6 protein-coding genes are annotated in these 6,675 nt (G+C 62.5%); all 6 read right to left on the bottom strand.

All coding sequences use genetic code 11. From position 1 onward, the window contains the following. Nucleotides 1-134: 134 nt before the first annotated feature. The gene (locus V6767_RS17880) at nt 135-1,100 is read right to left on the bottom strand and encodes an aldo/keto reductase (protein WP_448474691.1); all 966 of its coding nucleotides are present in this window, start codon (nt 1,098-1,100) and stop codon (nt 135-137) included. Continuing rightward, nucleotides 1,097-2,212 (bottom strand): mannitol dehydrogenase family protein, encoded by a 1,116-nt coding sequence (locus V6767_RS17875; RefSeq protein WP_448474690.1) that lies wholly within the window; start codon nt 2,210-2,212, stop codon nt 1,097-1,099. The genes V6767_RS17880 and V6767_RS17875 overlap by 4 nt, the downstream gene beginning before the upstream one ends. Nucleotides 2,213-2,332: 120 nt before the next feature. Further along, entirely contained in the window at nt 2,333-3,835 is a 1,503-nt protein-coding gene (locus V6767_RS17870) for a UxaA family hydrolase (protein WP_448474689.1), read from the bottom strand. Then, complete coding sequence (locus tag V6767_RS17865; RefSeq protein ID WP_448474688.1) at nt 3,832-4,866, bottom strand: zinc-binding alcohol dehydrogenase family protein; 1,035 nt, start codon at nt 4,864-4,866, stop codon at nt 3,832-3,834. The genes V6767_RS17870 and V6767_RS17865 overlap by 4 nt, the downstream gene beginning before the upstream one ends. Next, nucleotides 4,863-5,633 (bottom strand): ATP-binding cassette domain-containing protein, encoded by a 771-nt coding sequence (locus tag V6767_RS17860; RefSeq protein ID WP_448474687.1) that lies wholly within the window; start codon nt 5,631-5,633, stop codon nt 4,863-4,865. Before V6767_RS17860 ends, V6767_RS17865 begins: the two co-directional genes overlap by 4 nt. Nucleotides 5,634-5,704: 71 nt before the next feature. Beyond that, nucleotides 5,705-6,649, bottom strand: coding sequence for a substrate-binding domain-containing protein (locus tag V6767_RS17855; RefSeq protein WP_448469589.1), 945 nt, complete (start codon nt 6,647-6,649; stop codon nt 5,705-5,707). Nucleotides 6,650-6,675: the final 26 nt, after the last annotated feature.

Genomic DNA, 6,675 nt, shown 5'->3' with positions numbered 1-6,675 from the left:
TGGAACTACTTCAAATCAACAGCATGCGTTGCAGACTAATCGCCCGATGCTCTAACTATCGATCCCTCCCTAACAGTCCTCATCCTCCTTGGGTACCAAGTGAGTAGTGCTGTACATGACCTACCAGCCCGCCCCTATTCCAGCAAGGCATCAGCGGCTGGCGGCCAAGACGCCTCTGCCGCGTCGAGATTGCGGTCGAGCGAGTTGAGCTTCGCCGTGCCGATCAACGCAGACGCTGCCAGCGGATGGGTAAGCGCAAAGCGCAGCGCGGCCTGAGGCAGGGATACGCCCGCGGCCTTGGCGCGGCTCTCCAGTTCGCCGACCCTGGCTAAAATATCGTCCGGCGCGGGCCCGTAATCATAATGCGCACCGGGTACGGCACCGGTCGCCAGAATGCCGGAATTAAAGATGCCGCCCAGCACGAGGCTTACCCCTTTGCTGCGGCAGAGCGGCACCAGGTCCTCTTCCGCCGACCGGTCGAGCAGCGTCAGCCGGCCCGCCAGCAGGATCACATCGATCTCCGTCTCGGCCATGATATCGAGACAGACGCGGTTTTCGTTGACGCCGAGGCCGAATGCGCCGATGCGGCCGGCCGCCTTGAGCTTTTGCAGCCGGTCGATGCCCGAGCCCATCAAATCGGCCATGTGGCGGGCATTGTCCTCGCCATGGGTATAGGCGCCGATGTCATGAACATAGACGATATCGATGCGCGATGTGCCGAGCCGTTCGCAGCTCTGCTGGAAGGCGGCCTCGATGCCGTCTCCGGAGTAATCGTAGCGAACGGCATTTGGCAGCGGTTCGATGAAGCCATCGGCCTCTGCAAGCGCCGGACCCGGCGAGAGCAGCCGCCCGACCTTGGTGGACAAAACGTAGTCGGCCCGCTCGCGCGTCTTGAGGAACCGACCGAGCCGCTGTTCGGAGAGGCCGCGACCATAATGCGGCGCGGTGTCGAAATAGCGAATGCCGCGCTCCCAGGCACGGGCGAGGATAGCCTCGGCGTCCTCATCCTCAATCTTGCGGAACAGATTGCCGATGCCGCTGCCTCCGAAGGAAATGTCGGTGACATCCACCGTCGTCCTGCCAATACGATTGGGCTTCATGGCCGGGCCCCCTCTTCCACAATGCGTGTCAATCGCGGCTGGTCACCGGCAAAGCCAAGCCCCCTGCCCCAGCCGATAAATGCGCCGATACGGCGACGGATCTTTTCGCCATGGTTCTGCGCGATATCGGAAAGCCGATGCAGCAGAAAGGGATTAGCGAAACGTTCGAGCGTAGTTTCGACATAGTCGCGCACTTCTTCGCCATATCCAGCGGCAAGAAAGATCGGCACGACTTCCTGTTCGTAGAGATCGGCAAGATCGGCGCGAATGGCGGCATCGGCCATTTCCTCGCGCACCAGCCGGTCCTGATCGCCGCCGCGCGCCAGCCAGTTTACGACAAGATAGGTGTGGCCAAGGTTGAGAATATGCAGTTTCAGCGTCTCGATCCGCTCAAGGTCGGGCACCACCTGGATGGCCGGATGCGTGCAAGGCAAGGTCAGGTTCGGCGCGTCTTCGATGGCCCAGAGCGCATAGGGCTCGGCCACCGCGCCCGCCGGCTCCAGAGGCTCGGAGACGATGCGGTCGACCAGCGAATTGGCGAAAACGACCTTTTCGGCCACCCATGCCGCAAACTCGTCGGAAAGCGGTGTGGCCAGTTCGAGAACCCGCGCGCGCAATTTATCGCCATTGCGGGCGATCAGTTCCGCAGGCATCACCGTCAGCGGCCTACCCCCGGCCTGAAAACGCGCGAACAGAAGCTGTGTGAGCTTGGCCGGATAGGACATGGCCTGTGTGAAATACGACAGTTCGTCTGCGGCCTGCGGCATCCAACCGGCATCGCCCGTATTCGAGAGAATGATCTCGGCCTCCTCCACGGCAATGCGAACGATTTCCGGCCAGTCGGTTTCGGTGGCAAGCGCACGGGCAATCGCCGTGACGCGCACCTCCCGCTCGACCGGCGCGCCATTCTCGATGCCTCTGACGAACACAGGATATCCGCCGGGCGCGGCAAGCGCTTCAAGACGTCTGCGCCGCGATGGATCGCCGCTCGACTGCACCACCGTCACGGGACCGAGCGCCCGCCCCTCGACCATTGCATCGGAGATGAAGAGATCGGCATGGGCTTGCAAGAAACGGCTGGTGCCGAATTGCAGGATAGGGGTTTTTGTCATGCGCGCCTCCAGGTGAGGTATGCTTGCAATAATCAGTACTATCCGACCCGCCATTGCGGCGAGGCGGAGCGGCTGTAAATCTGTCGGCAAAAGCCCACGAACAGAACGGAATTTGCGGTGCTACATCACCGCCCCGATCTGCCAGGGAATGAATTCCACCCGTCCGAAACCCTGCGCCTCGCTCTTGGTCGGTCGGCCGGAAGCGACGTCGAGCATCATGCGGTAGATTTCGGCGCCCTTTTCGGCCAGCGGCACGCCGTCGATCACATCGCCGCAATTGATATCCATATCCTCGCCCATGCGCGCCCAAAGATCGTTATTGGTGGCGATTTTGATGCAGGGCACCGGGCGATAGCCCGAAACAGAGCCGCGCCCGGTGGTGAAGACGATAAGATTGGCGCCCGAGGCCACCTGGCCCGTCACCGAACAGGGGTCGTAGCCCGGGCTGTCCATGAACACGAAGCCATGCCGGTCGATCGGCTCGGCATATTTGTAGACCGCTTCCAGTGGTGCCGACCCGCCCTTTGCCACAGCGCCAAGGGACTTTTCCAGGATCGTGGTGAGCCCGCCGCGCTTGTTGCCCGGCGAGGGATTGTTGTCCATCTCGCCGCCATTGCGGGCACAGTAATCCTCCCACCAGGCGATGCGCTCCATCAGCGCGGCCGCCACCTCGGGCCTTGCCCTTCGGGTCAGGAGGTGTTCCGCGCCATAGATTTCCGAAGTTTCCGACAGGATCGAAGTGCCGCCCTGCGCCACCACCATGTCCGAGGCGATGCCGAGCGCCGGGTTGGCGGTGATACCCGAAAGCCCGTCCGAACCGCCGCACTGCATGCCGATGACCAGATGTTCGGCCGAGACCGGTTCACGACTGGTCGCGTTTGCCGTTTCGGCCAGTTCACGAAGCACCGGCAGCGCGGCCTCTACCGTCTTGCGCGTGCCGCCGGAGTTCTGGATCGTGAGAAATTGGAAGCGGCTTGGGTCGCGCAGCTCCTTCTTCGCCGCCAGCACGGGAAGCTGCATGACCTCGCAGCCGAGCCCGACCAGAAGGATCGCGCCGAAATTCGGATGCTGGGCGTAACCTGCGAGCGTGCGCATCAGCGTCTCGTAGCCCTCGCCCTGCCCGGCCATGCCGCAGCCCGAGCCGTGGGCGATCGGCACCACGCCGTCGACATTTTCCAGATCGGCGAACAGACCCGAGCGCTCGGCCTCCTCGGCAATGAAATGGGCAACCGACCCCGAACAGTTCACCGTCGTCAGGATGCCGATGAAATTGCGGGTGCCGACCCGTCCGTCCGGGCGCTTGTAACCCATGAAGGTATCGCGCGTGGACGCGGGCGCAATAGGCTGAATTTCAGGGGTGCCCGCATCGCCGCCGCGCTCCGTGCCGACTCCGAGGTTTTGCGTGTGTACATGAGCGCCCGCGGCGATATCGACGGTCGCAACGCCGATGATCTGGCCATATTTGCGCACGAACGCGCCTTGCGGAATGGCCTCAAGCGCCATTTTGTGTCCGCGCGGAATGGCCTCGTTTGCGCCCGCCTCGCCCGGCTTAAGATCGGCGAGCGCGATGCCGACATTGTCCTCGGCGTGGAGCCGGAGAATGCTGGACTGTTCTCCGCTCATGGCCGCACCACGGCCTTGATCAGCCCGCTGCGGTCAGAGGCGAGCGCGGCGAAGCGCTCCGGCAGGTCGGCCAGCGGCAGTTCGGCCGAAAGAAGCGCATCGGTGTCTATCTTTCCGCTGCGGATCGCCTTCATCACCCGCATGAAGTCGGCTTTCAGCGCATTGCGGCTGCCGATGATGCGGGTCTCGCGCTTGTGGAACTCCGCGTCGTTGAAGGTGATGTCGTCCTTGACCACGGAGACGAGCACATAGGTCGAGCCGTGGGCGAGAAGCGGAAACCCGGCCTCAATCGCGCGGGCCGAACCGGTGGCATCGAACACGATGTCGAAGCCCGAGGCCAGATCGCCCGTCAGAATGCTGGCCGGGCCGCTGTCACTGTGCAAATGTGCGAAGCCGAATTTATCAGCCGCCATGGTCAGACGCTCCTTGCTCAGGTCGAGCAAATGTACCTCGGCGCCCTCCAGCCGGGCGAACAGCGCAGCGCCAATGCCGATCGGCCCCGCGCCGGTAACCAGTACCCTGTCGCCTTCTGCAATCCCCGAGCGCGCCACCGCATGGGCGCCGATGGACAGGAATTCCACCATCGCCGCCTGTATCTCGCTCAGCCCCTCGGCGGGATAGAGATTGCCTACCGGCACCGCGATGCGCGCGCCCATGCCGCCATCGCGGTGAACGCCGAGCACCTCGATCTTCTCGCAGCAGTTCGGCTTGCCGCGTTTGCAGGCGTGGCAGGCCCCGCAGGAGACATAAGGATTGACGACGACTAGATCGCCCGTCGAGAGCCCGGCGGCATCGGCAACAAGCCTGCCGCTCAGCTCATGGCCGATGACGCGCGGATAGTTGAGATAGGGATGCTTCCCCTCGAAGATGTGATAGTCCGTGCCGCAAATGCCGACCGCGCAGATATCCACCAGCGCCCAGCCTTCAGGCGCTTCCGTCGGCAGCGGCGTCTCGCGCAGTTCAAAAAGGCCAGGTTCGACGCAGACGCCGCAGGTCATGACGTCGGTTTGCATTTTCTCGGGGCGGTTCATTGCAATTGTCCTTGATTCCGGGGTGTCCAGTCCAGCGGAAGTTCGCCCTTGATGATCAGGCTCAGAATATCATCCTTGGTGACCTCTTCGATGCCGTGGGCGCCGACCTGCTCGCCCCGGTTCATGACGATGACACGGTCGCAGAGATCGAAGACGTCGTGCATGTCGTGGCTGACGAGGAAGATGCCGATGCCCTCGTCGCGCAGTTGCCGGATGAGATCGGCAACCATGGCGGATTCGGAAGGGCCAAGCGCGGCGGTGGGCTCGTCCATGATCAGGATCTTGGCATTGAAATAAAGCGCCCTGCCGATCGCGATCACCTGCCGCTGGCCGCCGGAAAGGCGCGCGACGGGATCGCCGAGATTGCGGAAATTCGGGTTCAGCCGAGCCAGAACCTTTTTCGCCTCCGCCATCATTCGCCGATCGTCGAGATTGCCCCAGCGGGACTTCAGTTCGCGTCCCAGAAACAGGTTGGAAGGTGCGTCGAGGTGGTCCGCCAGCGCCAGCGTCTGGTAGATGGTTTCGATGCCATGGCGGCGCGCATCATGCGGCGTCTCCAGTTTCACGTCCTTGCCGCCAACGCGGATCGTTCCGCTGCTTGGCACCATGGCGCCGGAAAGAATGCGCATCAAGCAGGATTTACCCGCCCCGTTATGGCCGAGAACGCCGACCACCTCGCCGGGATAAAGATTGAGCGACACGCCGTTGACGGCGTTGATGCCGCCGAAATGCTTTTCGATGTCAATCATCTCAACAAGCGGGGTCATGGGACTTGTCCTGCGTCATCGTACATTGGTTGATCGCGCGGGACGCTAGGGTCCCGCGCGAGATTGCTGCCTCAGTAGAGAACGTTCTGGGCTTCGTCGCTATCGATATTGTCCTTGGTGACAAGCACGACGCCGGTATCGATCTGGGGCTCGACGGACTTGCCGTCCATCAGCTCCATGATCGCCTGAACGCCCTTTTCGCCCATCTGGAACGAGCCCTGCACCAGAATGGCGTTAAGCGTGCCGTCCTTGACGAAATCCTGCAGGTCCTTGTTGCCGTCAAAGCCGATAGCGGCGACCTGTCCAGCCTTGCCCGCCTGCTTGATGGCCCGGCCCATGCCGACGGCGGTCGGTTCATTGGCGCCGAAAATGCCCTTAAGGTCCGGATTGGCGGCGAGAACGTCGGTGGTCTGGTTGAGCGCCGTCGCCATTTGCGACTGCGAGTAATAAGGACCAACGATCTCGATCTTGGAATCCGCCTTGATCTTGTCGACGAAGCAGCCGACGCGGCCGATCTCCGAGCCGACGCCCGCCACATAGGACATCACGGCGACCTTGCCTTCGCCGCCCGTCAGTTCGATCATCTTGTCGGCGGCAAGCTCGCCGGCCGCGCAATTGTCGGTTGACAGGAAGGTCTGGTAGGTGCCCTTGCCAGCGTCCGAAAGAGCCGAGTCGATGATCGCGACCGGGATTCCGGATTCATTGGCGCGCTTGACGGCGGGCACCAGCGCATCCGGGTCGGACGGTGCCAGCACGATGCCGGCGACGCCCTTGTTGACGGCGTTGTCGACCATGTTCACTTCCGCCGCAATGTCGGATTCGGCAGCCGGACCGTCGAAGGTCATGGTAATGTCCGACTGGCCGTCAACGGCGGCCGTTGCGCCCTTGTTGACGTTTTGCCAGAAGTTGGAATTGGTCGTCTTGACGATGACCGCGATTTCCGCCGCGCTCGCCGTGGCAAACGGCACGGCGGCGATGGCACTGGCTGCAAGCACTGCTTTCAAAATCGTCTTCATGGTTTCTCCTCCCTTTAAAGACATGA

This window comes from Martelella sp. FLE1502, from assembly GCF_053484255.1.
Note: the sequence above shows the minus strand (reverse complement) of the source record. Positions and strands in the feature narration are given on the sequence as shown.